This is a genomic window from Georgenia wutianyii (assembly GCF_006349365.1).
Taxonomy (GTDB): Bacteria; Actinomycetota; Actinomycetes; order Actinomycetales; family Actinomycetaceae; genus Oceanitalea; species Oceanitalea wutianyii.
This window is the reverse complement of record NZ_CP040899.1, coordinates 3,379,711-3,394,710: the sequence shown is the minus strand read 5'-3', so window position 1 is coordinate 3,394,710 and position 15,000 is coordinate 3,379,711. Positions and strand designations below refer to the sequence as shown.

General features: G+C 74.3%; 13 protein-coding genes and 1 riboswitch. Of the genes, 7 read left to right on the top strand and 6 right to left on the bottom strand.

Translation table 11 applies throughout. From position 1 onward, the window contains the following. The first annotated feature begins 22 nt into the window (after positions 1 to 22). The 3 genes from FE251_RS15080 to FE251_RS15070 all read left to right on the top strand — a co-directional run bounded on the left by FE251_RS15080 (position 23) and on the right by FE251_RS15070 (position 2,477). Positions 23 to 649 carry a CYTH domain-containing protein gene (locus tag FE251_RS15080; RefSeq protein WP_139072301.1) on the top strand — a complete coding sequence of 209 codons (627 nt, stop codon included), beginning with the start codon at positions 23 to 25 and terminating at the stop codon, positions 647 to 649. Positions 650 to 682: 33 nt separating this feature from the next. Further along, a complete protein-coding gene (locus tag FE251_RS15075; protein ID WP_230976464.1) occupies positions 683 to 1,420 on the top strand; it encodes a 2,3-bisphosphoglycerate-dependent phosphoglycerate mutase in 738 nt (245 codons plus the stop codon). Between the two features lie 151 nt (positions 1,421 to 1,571). Continuing rightward, complete coding sequence (locus FE251_RS15070; RefSeq protein WP_139949179.1) at positions 1,572 to 2,477, top strand: carbohydrate kinase family protein; 906 nt, start codon at positions 1,572 to 1,574, stop codon at positions 2,475 to 2,477. Here FE251_RS15070 and FE251_RS15065 read toward each other — a convergent pair. The 5 genes from FE251_RS15065 to FE251_RS15045 all read right to left on the bottom strand — a co-directional run bounded on the left by FE251_RS15065 (position 2,465) and on the right by FE251_RS15045 (position 8,661). Next, the gene (locus FE251_RS15065) at positions 2,465 to 2,953 is read right to left on the bottom strand and encodes a hypothetical protein (protein WP_139949178.1); all 489 of its coding nucleotides are present in this window, start codon (positions 2,951 to 2,953) and stop codon (positions 2,465 to 2,467) included. The genes FE251_RS15070 and FE251_RS15065 overlap by 13 nt on opposite strands. 135 nt (positions 2,954 to 3,088) lie before the next feature. Continuing rightward, positions 3,089 to 3,697: a copper resistance CopC family protein gene (locus FE251_RS15060; protein ID WP_168202759.1), complete on the bottom strand. Its 609-nt coding sequence runs from the start codon at positions 3,695 to 3,697 to the stop codon at positions 3,089 to 3,091. A 62-nt stretch (positions 3,698 to 3,759) separates the two neighbouring features. Continuing rightward, positions 3,760 to 5,187, bottom strand: a complete 1,428-nt coding sequence (locus tag FE251_RS15055) for a DUF2079 domain-containing protein (protein ID WP_139949177.1) — start codon at positions 5,185 to 5,187, stop codon at positions 3,760 to 3,762. After that, a complete protein-coding gene (locus tag FE251_RS15050) occupies positions 5,184 to 7,817 on the bottom strand; it encodes a lysylphosphatidylglycerol synthase transmembrane domain-containing protein (protein WP_139072306.1) in 2,634 nt (877 codons plus the stop codon). Before FE251_RS15050 ends, FE251_RS15055 begins: the two co-directional genes overlap by 4 nt. A 70-nt stretch (positions 7,818 to 7,887) precedes the next feature. After that, positions 7,888 to 8,661 carry a CPBP family intramembrane glutamic endopeptidase gene (locus FE251_RS15045; RefSeq protein WP_139072307.1) on the bottom strand — a complete coding sequence of 258 codons (774 nt, stop codon included), beginning with the start codon at positions 8,659 to 8,661 and terminating at the stop codon, positions 7,888 to 7,890. 129 nt (positions 8,662 to 8,790) lie between these two features. After that, positions 8,791 to 8,876: riboswitch (SAM riboswitch) on the top strand. Between the two features lie 10 nt (positions 8,877 to 8,886). Here FE251_RS15045 and FE251_RS15040 point away from each other — a divergent pair. The 4 genes from FE251_RS15040 to FE251_RS15025 all read left to right on the top strand — a co-directional run bounded on the left by FE251_RS15040 (position 8,887) and on the right by FE251_RS15025 (position 12,566). After that, entirely contained in the window at positions 8,887 to 9,867 is a 981-nt protein-coding gene (locus tag FE251_RS15040; protein WP_139949176.1) for a methionine ABC transporter ATP-binding protein, read from the top strand. Further along, positions 9,864 to 10,541: a methionine ABC transporter permease gene (locus FE251_RS15035; RefSeq protein ID WP_230976463.1), complete on the top strand. Its 678-nt coding sequence runs from the start codon at positions 9,864 to 9,866 to the stop codon at positions 10,539 to 10,541. The genes FE251_RS15040 and FE251_RS15035 overlap by 4 nt, the downstream gene beginning before the upstream one ends. Positions 10,542 to 10,564: 23 nt before the next feature. Beyond that, positions 10,565 to 11,407: a MetQ/NlpA family ABC transporter substrate-binding protein gene (locus tag FE251_RS15030; protein WP_139949175.1), complete on the top strand. Its 843-nt coding sequence runs from the start codon at positions 10,565 to 10,567 to the stop codon at positions 11,405 to 11,407. A gap of 76 nt (positions 11,408 to 11,483) precedes the next feature. Continuing rightward, positions 11,484 to 12,566 (top strand): hypothetical protein, encoded by a 1,083-nt coding sequence (locus FE251_RS15025; RefSeq protein WP_223147549.1) that lies wholly within the window; start codon positions 11,484 to 11,486, stop codon positions 12,564 to 12,566. Between the two features lie 89 nt (positions 12,567 to 12,655). On the opposite strand, the gene FE251_RS15020 is transcribed toward FE251_RS15025, so the two are convergent. Next, positions 12,656 to 14,992, bottom strand: a complete 2,337-nt coding sequence (locus FE251_RS15020; protein ID WP_139949174.1) for a heavy metal translocating P-type ATPase — start codon at positions 14,990 to 14,992, stop codon at positions 12,656 to 12,658. Positions 14,993 to 15,000: the final 8 nt, after the last annotated feature.

The following is a 15,000-nucleotide window of genomic DNA, read 5'->3' as shown; positions in this document are numbered from 1 at the left end:
CGTGGCCCGTACGCTGGGGACCATGAGCGACGCCGGTCACGGTGACTTCGAGTTCGAGCGCAAGTTCTTCGTCCGTGCGCTGCCCGACGCTGCCCTGAGCGAGCCGGACCCGGTGCTCATCGTGCAGAGCTACTTCCTCGCCGCCGACGGGTACGCGCTGCGCATCCGGCTGCAGGGCCCGGCGCCGGCCGGCCCGCTGCCGGGCGACGAGCGCGAGCTGCTCGAGGCCGCGTCCTTCACGTTCTGCGCCCTCACCGCCAAGGGCCCCTACGTCGGCGGCACCCGCTACGAGGCGGAGCGCGAGCTCGACGTCACCGCGGGCCTGGCGATGGTCCGCCTCGGCGGGGACCTCGTGGCCAAGCTGCGGTACGCGCTGTGGCTCGGCACCGACGGCTGGGTGGTCGACTCCTTCCTCGGGCGCAACGCGCCGCTCGTCGTCGCCGAGTGCGAGCGCGGGGGCCCGGTCACCGACCTCGTCATCCCCGACTTCTGCGTGAGCGAGGTCAGCGACGATCCCCGCTTCGCCAACGACTCCCTCGCCACCTCGCCCTACCGCCACTGGAGCGCCACGTACGAGAGCGAGCTCGCCGAGCGCGGGCCCCGCTTCCTCACCGAGTTCGGCCACAACGAGCTGGGCCTGCCGACCTGACCCGAGGCCGTGCGGACCTGACAGGCTTGTCCGGTGTCCACCCTCATGCTCCTGCGCCACGGCGAGAGCGCCGCGAACGCCCTCGGCCTGTTCACCGGGATCCTCGACGTCGGCCTCACCCCCCACGGTGAGCAGAGCTGTCGCGAGGCGGCGGAGCGCGTCCGCTCCACGGGCTGGCGCCCCGACGTCGTCCTCGCCTCCGAGCTCGTCCGCTCGTGGCACACGGCCGAGATCGTCGCAGCGGCCGTCGGCGGGGAGATCGTGCGCGACTGGCGGCTCAACGAGCGCAGCTACGGGGCGCTGACCGGCTACGGCAAGCGGGAGGTCGCCGAGCGGTACGGCCAGGACCTCTTCCTCCACTGGCGCCGCTCCTTCGACGGTCGCCCGGACCCGCTGCCCGAGGAGACCGTCGCGCTGTGGCGCACGCTGCCCCCGTTCGACCGCCTGCCGCCCGAGGCGCTGGCGCCCACCGAGTCCCTCGCCGACGTCGTCGAGCGGGTCCGCCCGCTGTGGACCGGGGCGCTCGGGCAGGCGCTGCGGGCCGGGCGCACGGTCCTCGTCGTCGCGCACGGCAACTCCCTGCGCGCCCTGTGCGCGCTCGTCGACGACCTGTCACCCGAGGAGCTGCGCGACCTCAACCTGCCCAACGCCCGCCCGCTGGTCTACGAGCTGGCCCCGGACCTCACCCCGCTCCACCGCGGCGGGCGCTACCTCGACCCGCACCTGGCGGCCGCCGAGGCCGCGGTCATCGCCGCCCAGGGAGGGACCTGATCGGACGACCGCGCCGTCCGACCTTCGGCCCGTCACGGTCCGTCCTCCGGCCAGCAGGTTCGCCCCTCCGCCCGACGTGCGCGCGCACGGCTGGCGGTTACGCTTCCCCAGGCAGGTCCCGCAAGGACGCGGACCGGATGGAGGGGCATCCATGAGAGCGGTCGTCGTCGGCATGGCCTACACCGTGACAGCGCTCGCGGTCGAGTGCTTCCCCGTGCCCTACCGGCCCGTGCGCGACGTCCCGATCTCGATGTCGGTCGGCGGCTCGGGGTTCACCGCCGCGCGGACGCTGGCGACGCTCGGGAACGAGGTCTACCTCGCCGCCCCGCTGGGGGAGGACGCCGACGCGCTCGCGGTCGACGCCGCGGCCTACCGCTTCGGGATCAACTCCGCGATGTGCCCGCGCTCCCTGCCGCGCTCACCGCGCGCCGTCGTCCTCAAGGACGGAACGGGGCTCCAGCAGATCAGTCGCGACCTGGGGGAGGCGCGCACGGCGAGCGTCGAGCTCGACCTCGGCGCCCTGGCGACGTGCGACCTCCTCGTCGTCGACGGCGTGCTGCCGAGCGCCGCCCTCATCGCCGCGGCGCAGGGGGCGGGCGTGCCGGTCGCCGCCGGGCTGGGGACGACGACCACCGCGCCCGTCCTCGGGCAGCAGTGCTACCTCGGGGCCGACCTCCTCGTCATGGGTCACGACCCACGCGTCGACGAGCTCGAGCTGCTGCGCTCCTGGCGGCGACGGTCGGCCGCCCGGCTCGTCGTCGTCACCCTCGGCAGCCGGGGCGCCATCGGGATGGCGCGCGACTCGCCCGACGTCGTGGAGGTGCGGGCCCGGGACCTGGGGCCGGGCGCCCGGCCGGCCGGGCTGGGCGCGACGTACTTCGCGGCGCTGGCCCACTGCGTCTTCGCCCGGGGCTGCGACCCGCGGGCGGCCATGCACTACGCGGCGACCGCCGCCGCCTGGACGATCGCCCACCCCGGCGAGCCCGACGGGCTGCGGGAGGACGTCCTGGAGGCGGCGGCGGTGCGCCCTGACGGTGCGGTGGGTCAGTCGCCGTAGCCGGCGTCGGCGCACACGGTCTCGAGCTCGCCCTGCGCGGTCTCCGAGGCGGTGACGTCGATCTGGGTGAGGTCGGGGAACGCGGGCTCCTCGCCCTCGGGGACCTCGGCGGTGCGCGACTCGTTGACGGTCGCCACGGCCTCGGTGAACGGGGCGTTGACCTCCTCGAGGAGCGTGACCATCTCCTCGGGGGCGTCGCGGCCGAGCTCGGTGATGCGCTGCTCGAGGGCGTTGATCTCGGTGTAGGTCGCGGCGTCCACGACCTCACCGCCGCTCAGGGCGGCGCGGGCGTTGGTGGCGCGTTCGGCGAGGGGCGTGCCGGTGCCCTCGTAGAAGCCGGCGCAGGTCTCCTGCTCGACGGTCTGCTCGGTGGCGGTCGTCGTCTCGGCGCTCGTGGCGTCGTCGTCGGAGGTGGTGGAGCTGCACCCGGCCAGTCCGATCAGGAGGACGGCGGGAAGGATGAGTCGACGTGTCATGTCTCTGACGGTAAACCCGACGGTCACCCCGGCGCGCGGTGATTTCCGGCCGCCCGCCCGTCCTCCCCGCGGATTATCGAGAGTTCTTGATCATGGCGCTGGCCTGCGGTGTGAGGAGAGTCGCAGCCGCGGCGGTCAGAGGCGGTCCTCGCGCAGCCGCCTCGCGACGAGGACGACGAGCCCGGCCACGGCGCCGAGCGCCGCGACGCCGACGGCGACCTTGAGCCACGTCGGCAACCCGGCCAGGCCGGTCTCCTCGGCCTCGGCGGTCGGGGCCGCGGCCGGCTCGGCCGTCGTCGGCTCGGGCGTGGCGGCCGGCTCGGCGGTGGGCGCCGCGCTCGCAGTGGGCTGGGCCGCCGGCGCGTCGAGCGTGAAGGCGATGGTGCCCTCGATCGGGTGGCCGTCGCTGGAGGCCACCCGCCAGCGCACCTCGAGGTCACCCGAGGGCAGCGGCTCGCTGAGCGGCAGCAGGACCTCGGCGCCCTCGACCGTCCCCTCTCCCTGCGCGACCGTCGCCCCGGAGGCGTCGACGACCGTGATCGCCGAACCGACCGCGAGCGGCGGGTTGTTGAAGGTGAGCACCACCGCGTCCGGTGCCTCGCTCAGCACCTCACCGGCGGCGGGACGCGAGTCGATGAGCATGTCGTGGGCCTGCGCGGCGGGCGCGACGAGGACCGCGAGGGTGAGCAGGAGCAGCCCGGCGACGACGGCGCGGGCACGACGGAAGGCGGCGGCGAAGGTCATGCCCGCCATCGTAGGCACGCGTGGTCGCGCGGTGGACGCGCCGTCCGGGACCTGCCGGCCGCTCAGCCGCCGTCGACGCGGCGGGCGACCTGGTAGCCGCCGGTGTCGAGGACGATCTCGTAGTCGGTCCCCGGGTGCTTGAGCTCGGCGTGGGCGGCGGCGTCCGGGGGAGGGGACCCGCCCCACGTCGAGCCCTCCTGGTCGATGACGTAGTAGTCCGGGGCCGGGTTGTCCGGCGTGCCCGACCACAGCGCCGTCGTCGTCGGCACGAGACGGGCGAGCAGGCCGATGTCGCTGGCCACGGTGGCGCCGTCGGGCACGGTGTCGAGCACCGCGCGGGCCGCCTCCGCGCGCGGGGACGGGCGCCAGGTCTCCCCGTCGAGGAGGTCGGCGACCGGCAGGCCCGGCGCGGTGAGCAGGACGCCGAGGCCGGCCGCACCGAGCGCGAGGGCGGTGCGCCGGCGCTGGACCACGGCCGGCGGCGGGTCGGCGGCATCGTCGACGGGCCGGGGGCCGAGCGCGTCGAGCATCGCGGCGACGGCGAGCGGCATGAGGACGGCGTCGTAGTGCCAGCCCCACGTCCAGTAGAAGGGCACGTCACCGAGGAAGCGCCAGGCGAGGGTGGGGAGCGCCGCGAGCAGGATCGGGGAGCGCACCCCGAGGACGCCCGCCGCGGCGACGAGCAGCAGCACCGTGACGACCTTCTCGCCCGGGCCGAGGACGGCGGCGAGCGTCCCGAGTGGGTCGCCGAGCACGTCCCCGACCGTGAGTCTGTCGGCGTAGTCGTACTGCCCGCGCGGGTTGAGGGCGGGCAGGATGACCGCCGTCGCGAGGGCGAACCAGGCGGCCCCCCACAGCGCGAGGCCCGGGCCCGCGCGCCGGGCCCCCCGCCACCACATGACCAGCCCGAGGACGGCGACGAGCAGCCCGAGGTCCTCCTTGACGAACACCACCGGCGCGAGCCACAACGCCGCCGCGCGCCAGCGCCGTTCGAGGAGTGCGCACAGCCCGAACGCGAGCAGCGGCAGGGCGAAGGCGACCTCGTGGAACTGGGTGCGCACCGCCCCCTGGATGCCGTAGGACAGCACGTACAGCGCCCCGAGGACGGTGCCGGGGACCGGTCCGAGCCGCCGCACCGCGAGCGCGGTGAGCGGCCAGGCGGAGACCGCGACGAGCAGCGCCTGGACGACGAGCAGGGTGAGGCCGGAGGGGAACAGCGCGTAGACGGGCCCGAGGAGGACGAGGATCGGGTGGAAGTGGTCGCCGAGCAGGTTGAAGCCGTCCCCCTTGATCGGCACGATCGGCGCGCTGAACGAGCCGTACGCCTTGGCGAGCTGGGTGAAGATCGCCAGGTCCCACGAGGGCACCTCGAGGCTGCGCCACTGGAGCACGCCGACGACGACGTAGAGGACGCCGGCCACCCCTGCCACTGCCCACGGCTGCCACAGCCGTCCGCCCGTCCGTCCGACGACGCCCCCCGCAGGGCTCACAGCGCCCCGTGGCGCTGGAGGTGGCGCAGTGCGGCCCAGCCGAGCGGCACCCGCAGCCAGAAGGTGAGGACGCGGAAGACGAGCGCCGCCGAGAACGCGACACCTGCGGGGATCCCGGCGACGGTGAGACCACCGGTGAGCGCGGCCTCCACCGGCCCGATGCCACCCGGCGAGGGCACCGCCGCACCGACGGTGTTCGACGTGAGGTAGGTGATCGACAGCGTCGTCACCGGCAGTGAGTAGCCGAACGCCGCGAGAGCGGCACCGAACGAGGCGACGTAGCCGAGGGTCATGATGACGTTGCCGCCCAGGCCCATGAGCAGCCGGCTCGGGCTGCCGACCACCCACAGCACCCGCGGCCACACCTGGGTGAGCGTCGGGCCGAGCTTGTGCCACAGCCAGCTGCGCGCCGGCGGCACGGCGAGCACGACGACGACGATGAGCACGGCGACGATGCCCACCCCGGTCACCGCGCCGGAGGGCACCGACAGCGTGCCGGCCGAGCCGGTGACGAGCGCGATGACGGCGAGCAGCGCGACCGTCGTGACGAACTGGGAGACCTGGACGAGGGCGACGGTCGCCACCGCGAGCGGGGTCGCGATCCGCTGCTTGACGAGGTAGCGGAGGTTGAGCGCCGCGGGGCCCACGCCTGCCGGGGCGACGAGCGAGACGACGCCCGCCGCCACCTGGACGAGGGTGGTGCGCCACAGTCCGACCCGTTCCGGGGAGAAGGCGACGAGCCCCATCGCGCTGCCGACGTAGGTGAGCAGGCCGAGCCCGAAGCACAGACCGAGCCACCACGGGTTGGCGTTGCGGGTGGCGTCGAGCACCTGCTCGAAGTTCAGCGTGCCGAGGAGCAGCCAGATCGCGACGACGGCGATCGTCACCATGACGACGGTGCGGACGCTGAAGCGGGCGAGGTTGATCGGCTCGACGTCGGCGTCCGGGTGCTGGTCGACGAGCTGGGCGCGCAGGGAGTTGAGCAGCTCGCGCGGCTTCCCGGCCGCCGCCCGGGTGTGCGGGGCGAGGATGACCGGCTGGAGCAGCGGGGCGATGGAGGCGAGCTGGTCGCTGCCCAGGCACCGGCTCGCGCTCGCCAGGGCCCGCTCCTCCCCGACCTTCGTCGCGGTGATCGCGAGCATCTGGGCGAGGTCGAGGCGCCGGGACAGCTCGGTGGAGGCGATCTCCCCGTTCTCCCAGTCCAGGAGGTACACGTCGCCCTCGCTGCCGACGAGGACGGCGTTGGCCGTGAGGTCGAGGTGGGCCAGGCCGGCGGCGTGGGCGGTGCGCAGCTGGTCCCACACCTCGTCGAGCAGCTCGTCGCTCACCTCCTCCTCGGTGAGGTCGGACAGGCGCCGGGCGCCGGCGATGTGCGCCGTCACCATGATCATCGAGTCGCGGGCCTCGGCCATCCCGACGAGCGGTGGGGTGTTCACCCCGGCCCGCTCGACGGCGTAGGCGAGGAGGGCGGCGCGGTCGGCGGCGTCGCGCAGGGAGCCGGAGCGCCGCCGCCGCAGGCCGCGCACGCGCATCCGCGACCACAGCGAGGAGAGGTAGCCGACGACCTGCCGGTCGCCGTCGAGCATGGTGACGTACCAGCGGCGGCCGGCGGTGTCCCACACGGAGTACACCCGGTGGGCGCTCACCGGGTCGAGGTTGACCCCGCCCGGGCTGGCGGCGGCGTGGACGACGGCCTGGGGGTCGGTGAGCACGTCGGGCACGATCGTGTCGGACGCGCGCGTCGTCACCGGCCAGCCGGCGTCGGGGTCCTCGCCGAGGATCTCGTTCTCCGCCAGGTGCTCGGTGTAGCCGATGGGGGAGGAGGTCGTCACGGTCCATGCCCGCACGTCGCCGCCCTCGGGCGGGTCGAGGCGCACGACGCGGACGGCGTCGAGCCCGGCCCGCCGCAGCCCCTGGACGAGGTCGATGCCCTCGGCGCGCTCGTTGAAGACCCCGACGAGCAGGCGCCCGGCGAGCCCGACGAGCCGGCCGAGGAGCACGGTGACGACGGCGCCGGGCAGGGTGAGTGCTCCGCGGATGACGGTGAGGGCGAGCACGACCCACAGGAGGTTCCACGACCAGCGCACGGAGGGCCGCCGGTCGCGCGGGCCCATCGCGGTGAGGAGTGCGGCGAGCGCGGCGACGAGCGGGTTCATCGCGATGACGCTGTCGCCCTCGCTCGTGATCGTCAGGCCGACCGACAGGGCGCTGGGCCCGTAGGAGTCGAGCAGCCACACCGCGGCGGTCGTGAGGGACCAGGCGACGACGGCCGCGGCGAGCGCCTCGAGGACCGAGCGCCAGCGGCGCCGCACGAGCTGCATGGCGACGACGAACAGCGGCAGGAAGAAGGTGACGACACCCTCGAGCACCGTGACGGGCAGGAGCAGGATCTGGCGCAGGACGAGCGCGGCGGCGGACTGGACGTCCTCGGTCACCCCGATCGCCGTCGCGTGCGCGTAGACGGCGAGGAGGAGCACGACGCCGATCCCGAGCGCCGACATGACGAGCTCGAGGAGGTCGCGCGGGCGGCGCACGCGCACGGCCGGGAGGTCGACGAGGAGCACCTTGCGCCGGGGCGCCTCCGGGGCGCCGGGCGCGGGCGTGCGGGTGTCGCCCGGCCGCTCCGTCATGCGCCCGATTCTAGGACGTGCGGCCTGCGCAGACGCGGGAGCCGGGTGGGCGTGGCCCTTTCCGGGCGGTTCAGGTGAGTCCGAGGGTCCGCAGCACGGACTCCGGCAGCAGCGAGTAGCCGACGAAGGCGACGACGTCGATGAGCGTGTGGGCGAGGACGAGCGGCATGGTGCGCCGTCGTCTGCGGTAGTACTCGGCGAACACGACGCCCATGGCGACGTTGGCCAGGCCCGGTCCGATGCCCTGGTAGAGGTGGTAGGAACCGCGCAGCAGCGAGCTCGCGGCGACGACCGACGCGGGGCGCCAGCCGAGCTGCTCGAGCCGCTCGATGAGGTAGCCGGCTGCGATGACCTCCTCGAGGAGCGCGTTCTTCAGCGCGGCGAGGATGAGCACCGGGACGGTCCACCAGTACTGGTCGAGCGTGGCGGCCTGCACCTCGACGGTGATGCCGAGCGCGCGGCCCAGCGCGTACACCCCGAGCCCGGGCACCCCGATGAGCGCCGCGAGGCCGACGCCGACGGCGAGGTCGCGCCAGGGGCGGGAGAACGTGAGACCGATGCGGCTGGTGGCGCGCCGTCCGGGCTCGCTGAGGAGGAAGAGCGCGAGGGCGACCGGCACGAGCGCGAACCCGATGTTGAGCAGCTGGTAGGTGAGGTCGAGGTAGGGGCGCGGGGAGCGCGAGGGGTTGAGCGCGGTGGTCTGCTGCCGCAGCGGCGCCTCGGCGGTGAGGCGGGCGATGATGTTGACGACGGCGTACACCCCGGACTGCCCGAGGGACAGGCCGAGGACGATCCACACCTCGGTCCGCAGCCGGCGGGCCGGGGCGTCGGTGCGCGGCGGCATGAAGCGGTTATAGCAGGAGGCGGGCGGGGCGGCTCGCCGGGCATCTCCGGTGGCGCCCGGATGGCAAGACGCACGTCTCGCCAGCCGGACGCACTTGCCAGGACCCGGATTCGCGATCCTACGATGTGGCCACCATCCAGAGCAGCCGAGAGACCTGGCTCGTCGACGCTGCAGCAACCCGATCCGTCGGGTGCTCCCGCCAGGACCGATGGAAGGACGTCTCTCGTGATCAGCCTGACCGACCTGCGCAAGGTCTACCGCAGCCGCGGTGGCCGCGAGGTCGTCGCGCTCGACGGCATCGACCTCCACGTCCCGCGCGGCGCGATCCACGGGATCGTCGGGGAGTCCGGGGCCGGCAAGTCGACCCTCGTCCGCTGCCTCACCGCCCTCGAGCGCCCGACCTCCGGGACCGTGAGCATCGACGGCGTCCCGCTCGCCGGCCTCGGTGAGCGGGAGCTGCGCCGCCAGCGGCGCCGCATCGGGATGGTCTTCCAGCACGTCAACCTGCTCGAGGCGCGCACGGCGGCGGCCAACGTCGCCTACCCGCTGCGGGTCGCCCGCGTGCCGCGCGAGCGTCGCGACGAGCGGGTGCGCGAGCTGCTCGAGCTCGTCGGGCTCGGCGACCGGGCCGACGCCTACCCGGCCCAGCTCTCCGGCGGCCAGAAGCAGCGCGTCGGCATCGCCCGCGCGCTGGCGGCCGAGCCCGCAGTCCTCCTGTGCGACGAGCCGACGTCGGCGCTCGACTCCGACACCACCCGCCAGATCCTCGGGCTCATCCGCGACGTCCGCGACCGGCTCGGGATCACCGTCCTCATCATCACCCACGAGATGGCCGTCGTCCGCGAGGTGTGCGACTCGGTCAGCCTCCTCGACCACGGCCGCGTCGCCGAGCACGGGCCGATCGACGTCGTCGCCGGTGACCACGGCACCCGCCTGGCCCGCGCACTCGTCCCGCTGCCTCCCGAGCCGCGCGAGGAGGGCCGCGCCACCCTCGAGCTGTCCTTCGGCGGTGAGGTGAGCACCGCCCGGGTGCTCGCCGCCGTCGCCGCGCTCGGCGAGGAGGCCGACGTCTCCGCCGGCACCATCGAGACCCTTGCCGGCACCCGGGTGGGCCGGCTGCGACTGTCCGTCCCGGTGTCCGCCGCCCTCGTCGCGCAGCGAGAGCTGCGCGCGGCCGGGGTCCACGTCGAGGAGGTGGCGCCGTGAGCTGGCTGCAGGACGCCCTCGCCAACCGGGTCATCACCGAGCAGCTGCCCGAGGCGACCCTCCAGACCCTCTACATGACGGGGCTGTCGACCGTCATCACCATCCTCCTCGGCCTGCCGCTCGGCCTCGCGCTCGTCGTCACCGCGCCCGGGGGCCTGCGCCCCGCGCCGGCGCTGAACACGGTGCTGTCCGTCGTCGTCAACGTCGGGCGCTCGATCCCGTTCATCATCCTCATGGTCGCGATCCTGCCGCTCACCCGGCTCCTCACCGGGACCACCTACGGGTGGCGGTCCGCCGTCGTCCCCCTCGCCGTCGCCGCCATCCCCTTCTTCGCCCGGCTCGTGGAGAACGCGGTGCGCGAGGTGGCCCCGGGGAAGGTCGAGGCGGCCCAGATGGTCGGTGCCTCCCGGCTCGGGATCGTCGGCGGCGTCCTCGTCCGCGAGGCACTGCCCGCGCTCGTCGGCGGCGTCACCGTCACCGTCATCACGCTCATCTCCTACTCCGCGATGGCCGGCGCGCTCGGGGCCGAGGGCCTCGGTGCGCTCGCCGTCAACCACGGCTACCAACGCTTCCAGACCGACGTCATGGTCGTGACCGTCGTCGTGATCATCGTGCTCGTCCAGCTGATCCAGATGCTCGGGGACCGGGTCGTGCGACTCGTCGACCACCGCTGAGCCCCACCGAGAGGACCCAACCCATGCGCACCACCCGACCCGTGCTGCTCGCCGCGCTCGCCGCCGTCACCACCCTCGCGCTCGCCGCCTGCGGCGACACCGCCGAGGAGGAGCCGGCCGCCGCCACCGGTGAGTCCGGCGGCATCGCGACGATCGTCATCGGTGCCAGCCCGACCCCCCACGCCGAGATCCTCGAGTTCGTCCAGGAGAACCTCGCCGAGGACGCCGGCTTCACCCTCGACATCATCGAGTACACCGACTACGTCCAGCCCAACGTCCAGCTCGCCGAGGGTGAGCTCGACGCGAACTTCTTCCAGCACCTGCCGTACTTCGAGGCCGAGGTCGCCGAGAAGGGGTACGACTTCGCCCACTTCGACGGCGTCCACATCGAGCCCTACGGCATCTACTCCGAGACGGTGACCTCGCTGGACGAGCTGCCCGACGGCGCCCAGGTCGGCGTCCCGAACGACCCGTCGAACCAGGCGCGCGCGCTCGAGCTGCTCGAGTCCGAGGGCCTGTTCACCCTCGCGGACGTCGAGGACCCGACGATCTTCGACGTCGCCGACAACCCGAAGGACATCGAGCTCGTCGAGCTCGAGGCCGCCCAGCTCGTGCGCAGCCTGCAGGACCTGGACGCCGCCGTCGTCAACGGCAACTACGCCCTCGAGGCCGACCTCAACCCCGCCGAGGACGCCATCGTCCTGGAGTCCGGCGAGGGCAACCCGTTCGCCAACCTCGTGGCCGTGCGCAGCGAGGACGTCGAGGACCCGGCGCTCGTCGCCCTCGACGAGGCGCTGCGCTCGGACGAGGTGCGCGCCTTCATCGAGGAGCGCTGGCCCGCCGGCGAGGTCGTCCCCGCCTTCTGACCGGCCTGGCTCCGGCCCGCCCGTCCACGCAATTACCGGGGGAGTTCACCGGGGGGCGGCTGTACTCTCGACGGTCTTGGTCGGACGGGAGGGGCAGGCCGTGACGCACGCCGGGTTGCCGGACTTCGTCGCTTCGCGGCGCGAGGTGCTGCGGCACAACCCGCTCAACACCGTGACCGCCGCCGTCGAGCGGGTCGGTGACGCGCGCGGGCGCACGCTGGTCCGTAAGGAGCTGCGCGCGCCGGCCGGCCCTCCGGACCATCCCTGGGCGGCGTCCGAGGATCCCAGGCACTGGAACTACTGGCGGCGGGAGGCGGACGTCTACCGCGACCCCGACCTGCGCCGCAGCCTGCTCGACACCGGGCTGGACCTGCCCGGCGCGACGGTCACCGAGCACGACGGCGGAGCGGTGCTGTGGCTGGAGGACGTCACGGGCCGGCCGGGGACCGCCTTCACCCTCGACGACCACGTCGCCGTGGCCACGGGGCTGGGCCGCTGGCAGGCGCAGGGGCCGCTCCGGGCGCGATGGGCCTCGGCCGGGTTCCTCCGCGAGTACTCGGCCAGCAAGCAGGTGCCGTGGCACCTCCTCGACGACGACGCCGCCTGGGACCGGCCGCTGGTGCGCGACACCTGGCCGGCGGGCCTGCGCGACGGCTGGTGCCGCCTGCTCGCCCACCGCGCTGAACTGCTCACCCTCATGGAGCGGTTGCCCCGCACCCGCTGCCACCTCGACGTCTGGGTCAGCAACGAGATCCGCCGCCCGACCGGCGAGGTGGTCCTGCTGGACTGGGCGTTCGCCGGTGACGGCGCCGTCGGTGAGGACGTGGGAAACCATGTTCCCGACGCCGTCTTCGACCTCTTCTGGCCGGCCGAGCGGATCGGCGAGCTCGACGTCGCGTGTTTCGCTGCCTACCTCACGGGCTTGCGCGAGGGCGGCTGGCGTGGAGACCGGCGTGAGTTGCGGCTCGGCGTGGTCGCCTCCTGCGTGAAGTACGCCTGGCTGCTGCCGCTCATGCTCGAGCAGGCCGGACGGGACGCGCACCACGCCTACCACCAGCCGGCCGACAGCGGTCGCCTCTTCCACCAGCGCGGGCTGGCGCTCGCCCACCTCGTCGCGTGGTGCGACGAGGCCCTGGCGCTCGGCGGACGCGCGCCTTAGCCGCGGGTGCCGTACCCCCTCCGCCGCCGAGAGCCGGATCGTGCACCGGGCGGGATCCAGCTCTCGGCGATGTCTGCGGGAGCGCGGCGTCAGCCCGCGCGGCGCAGGCGCAGGGAGTTGGCGACGACGATGACGGAGCTCGCGGCCATCGCCGCCCCCGCGATCATCGGGTTGAGCAGCCCGAACGCGGCGAGCGGGATCGCCGCGACGTTGTAGGCGAAGGCCCAGAACAGGTTCTGCTTGATCACCCGCAGCGTGGCGCGGGAGACGGAGATCGACGTCGGCGCCGCGCGCAGGTCCCCGGTCACCAGCGTGATGTCGCTGGCCTCGATCGCGACGTCGGTGCCGGTGCCCATCGCCAGGCCCAGGCCCTGCTGCCCGGCCTGGGCAAGCGCCGCGGCGTCGTTGACGCCGTCCCCGACCATCGCCACGACCCGGCCCTCGCCCTGGAGGCGGGCGACGACGTCGAGCTTGTCCTCCGGCAGCACCTCGGCGATGACGTCCGCGGCCGGGATCCCGACCTCCGCCGCGACGGCCTCGGCCGCGGCGCGGTTGTCGCCGGTGAGGAGGATCGGGCGCACGCCGAGCTCGCGCAGCCGCGCGACGGCCTGCGCCGACGTGGCCTTGACCGTGTCGCGCACGGCGAGGACGCCGCGGGCGGTCCCGTCCCACGCGACGACGACGGCGGTCGCGCCGGAGCGCTCGGCCTCGTGGTGGTCCGTGGCGACGTCGTCGGGCACGGTGACGCCCTGCTCGGCGAGCCAGGCGGGCCGCCCGACGAGGACCTCGCGGCCCTCGACCCGACCGCTGACGCCGCGCCCGGCGTGGCCGGCGAAGTCGGTGACGGCGGGCAGGTCGCCGAGCTCGGCGGCGGCCCCGGCGGCGACGGCCTGGGCGATCGGGTGCTCGCTCGCGGCCTCGACCGCCCCGGCGAGCCGGAGCAGCTCGGCGCGGTCGGCGGCCGGACGCACGTCGGCGAGCCGCATGCGGCCCTCGGTGACCGTGCCGGTCTTGTCGAGCACCATCGTGTCGATCCGGCGCGTGGACTCGAGGATCTCCGGGCCCTTGATGAGGATGCCGAGCTGGGAGGCGCGGCCCGAGCCGACGAGCAGCGCCGTCGGCGTGGCCAGCCCCAGCGCGCACGGGCAGGCGATGATGAGGACGGCGACGGCCGCCGTGAACGAGGCCTGCGCGTTGGCGCCGGACATCAGCCACACGACGAGCGTGCCGAGCGCGACGACGATGACGACCGGCACGAAGACGGCCGAGATGCGGTCGGCGAGGCGCTGGACCGGGGCCTTGCCGGTCTGCGCCTGGGTGACGAGGCGTCCGATCTGCGCGAGCGTCGTCTCCTCACCGACCCGGGTGGCGCGCACGAGCAGGCGGCCCGAGGCGTTGACGGTGGCGCCGGTGACGGCGTCCCCCTCTGCGACGTCCACCGGCACGGGCTCGCCGGTGAGCATCGAGGTGTCGACGGCGGAGGAGCCCTCGACGACGACGCCGTCGGTCGCCACCTTCTCACCGGGCCGCACGAGGAACAGGTCCCCGACCCGCAGCCGCTCGACCGGCACCCGCTCCTCGGTGCGGCGTCCGGCGTCGTCGACGCGCACGACGGCGACGTCCTTCGCGCCCATCGACAGCAGCGAGCGCAGCGCGTCGCCGGCCCGCCGTCGGGAGCGGGACTCCGCGTAGCGCCCGAGGAGGAGGAAGGTCGTGACGACCGCCGCGACCTCGAAGTAGAGCTCGGGCATGCCGACCTCGCCGGCCGCTCCCTGCGCGGGGAACAGGCTCGGGGTCATCCGCATGCCGATCTCCCCGGCGCCGCCGAGGAGCAGGGCCCACAGGGACCACAGCGTCGCCGCGGTGACACCGAGGGAGACGAGCGTGTCCATCGTCGAGGCCCCGTGCCGCGCGGCCTTGACGGCCGAGCGGTGGAACGGCCAGGCGCCCCAGGTGACGACGGGCAGCGCGAGAGCCGTGACGACCCACTGCCAGCCGGGGAACTGGAGCGCGGGGAGCATCGACAGCGCGACGACCGGGACGGTGAGCGCCCCGGCGACCCGCAGCCGACGGCGCAGGTCGGCCTGCCGCTGCTCGGCGGGGGAGGAGGTGTCCTCACCCGCGCCGTGCTCGTGGCCGGCCAGGGCGTGCTCGTCCGCGTCGTCGTCGTGCTCGTCGTCGGCGGTGTGCCGACGGGTGACCGACCCCGCGTACCCGGCGCGCTCGACGGCGGCGAGGAGGTCGGCGTCGGCGACCGGCTCCTCGAGGGTGACGTGGGCGGACTCGGTCGCGAGGTTGACCGTGGCGCTCACCCCGGGCAGGGCGTTGAGCTTCTTCTCCACCCGGTTGACGCAGGAGGCGCAGGTCATCCCCTCGACGGCGAGGTCGACCTCGCCGAACGGACTGGTCTGGGTCGGGGATGACATGCGGGCCT